The 2033-nt window shown below is 81.2% G+C and carries 1 protein-coding gene and 1 pseudogene; both read right to left on the reverse strand.

Annotated features, from left to right (window positions below; translation table 11 throughout):
* Positions 1-1680: choice-of-anchor D domain-containing protein (locus Q7L73_RS28525; RefSeq protein WP_304715795.1), on the reverse strand; the 1680-nt coding region annotated here is incomplete at its 3' end.
* Positions 1681-1682: 2 nt separating this feature from the next.
* A pseudogene (locus tag Q7L73_RS28530) lies at positions 1683-2033 on the reverse strand (hypothetical protein); the annotation flags it as partial.

Genomic DNA, 2033 nt, shown 5'->3' on the forward strand with positions numbered 1-2033 from the left:
CACGCCGGCGGGCCCGGCCGGGCCCGAGCCGCCGGGCGCGCCCGCGGGGCCGGCCGGTCCGGTCGCGCCCTGCGGCCCCTGGGGCGGCGCGCCGCCGCTCCCGCTCAGCGGCAGCGTGAGCGACTCGCCGCCGGCGCCGCGCACGGTCAGCGTCGCCGTGCGCGCGCCCGCGGCCGACGGCGCGAAGCGGATCGCGACCTCGCAGCCGGCGGCCGGCGCGAGCGTCTCGCCCGCGCAGCCGTCGTCGTGGACGAGGAAGTCGTCGCCGTCCGGCCCGGTCGCGACGACCCGCTTGACCGTCAGCGGCCCGTCGGGGTTGGTGACGGTGAGGCGCTGCGGCGCGCTCAGCGTGCCCTGCGGCTGCGCGCCGAAGCTGAGCGCGGCGGCCGAGAACGGTGCCAGCGGCGCCCGCGTCACGGCCATGTGCGGCGCCGCCGGTCCGCTGGCGAGACCGCCGGCGGCGATCCCCTCCAGCCGCCGCGGGGTCGCGCTGTCGCCGCTGCCGCCGAGCCCGAGCAGGCCGCGCCAGTCGCTCCCCCACGCCCACAGCGAGCCGTCGCCGCCACGCGCGAACGCCGCGCCGGTCGCGGCGACCTCGACGACCGCCGGCAGCCCCGCCGGCGCGACCGGGGCGAAGCGCGACGTGCCGTCGCCGCCCTCGAGGCCCCAGCCGACGACGCTGCCGTCTCTGCGCAGCGCGAGCGCGTGCGAGACGCCGCCGGAGATCTGTCTGACGTCGGTCGTCGCGACGGCCACTGGCGTGTGGACGGACTCCGGCGCGGCCGTGCCGTCGTGGACGAGCCCGTCGCCCAGCTCCCCGTAGCCGCCGTAGCCCCACGCCCGCACCGTCCCGTCGGCGAGCAGCGCGTAGGCGGTGAAGCCGCCGGCCGCGACCGCGACCGCGCTGGAGATGCCCGGCACCACAGCGGACGTCGCGCGGTCGGGCGTGACCGCCGGATCGACGCCGAGCTGGCCGTAGCTGTTGTCGCCCCAGGCGAGGACGGTGCCGTCGCCACGCAGGGCGAGCGCGAAGCCGACGCCGGCCGAGATCGCCGTCGCGCCGGCGATCGCGGTCGCGGCCGGCGCGGCGCTGGTGTCGGCGCCGCGGCCGAGCAGCCCGCCGGCGGCGTCGCCCCAGCTCCAGACGGTGCCGTCGCCGCGCAGCGCGAAGCTCGTCGCGGCGGCTGCCGCGACGGCGGTCGCGCCGGTCACGCCGGTCGCTGGCACGGGCGTCTGGCTGCCGGCGGCCGGTCCGCCGCCGAGCTGGCCGGCGTCGTTGTCGCCCCAGGCGCTGACGCTGCCGTCGGCGTGGAGCGCGAGCGTGTGGCGCTCGCCCAGCGACAGCGCCGTCACCGACCATGTGCTCGTGAGCAGCCGCGGCGCGCTCGCGTCCGCGCTCGTCCCGTCGCCGAGCTGGCCGCTGCCGTTCGCGCCCCAGGTCGCGACCAGCGCGGGCGGCGGCGCGGCGGCGACCGGCGCTGCGAGCGAGCCGGCGGCGGTCGCGGCGGCGGCGAGCGTGCCGAGTGCGGCGGCCGCCGTCAGCAGCCGGCTCGCGCCGTGGCGCAGGCTGCCGGCGCGGTGACGCGGGCGGCTCGCGCCGTCGTCGCCGCGGCTCGCGATGTCGCGCGCGTGGCTCGGTCCGTCGCAGCGGCTCGCGCGGCGGGCGGAAAGCTTCGTCATCGTCATCTCTGGTCCCTCGTTCCGATCCGGACGGCGGCGCTCAGCCACCGCCCGCCCGCTCTCACCTGCAGCCGGCAGCGGCCTGCCGGCAGCGTGCGGCGCGTCGGGCGGAGCGCGCCCAGCCGCCCGCGCGCGACGACGCGGCCGGCGCGCGTCAGCCGCGCAGCCGCACGCGCCGCCACAGCCCTGCGGCGGTGCGTCGCGGCCGCGACCGTCGCCCGGCAGCTCACCCGCGTCCGGCCGCGCAGCCGGCAGGTCACGCGCAGCGTCCGGCCGGCCGGCCCGCGCGCGCCCGCTCTGCCGGCCGGGCCGCGCAGACCAGGCGCGCCCGTCGCGCCGCTCGGCCCGGCTGC

The sequence above is a fragment of the Conexibacter sp. CPCC 205762 genome (assembly GCF_030646155.1).
Taxonomy (GTDB): domain Bacteria; phylum Actinomycetota; class Thermoleophilia; order Solirubrobacterales; family Solirubrobacteraceae; genus Conexibacter.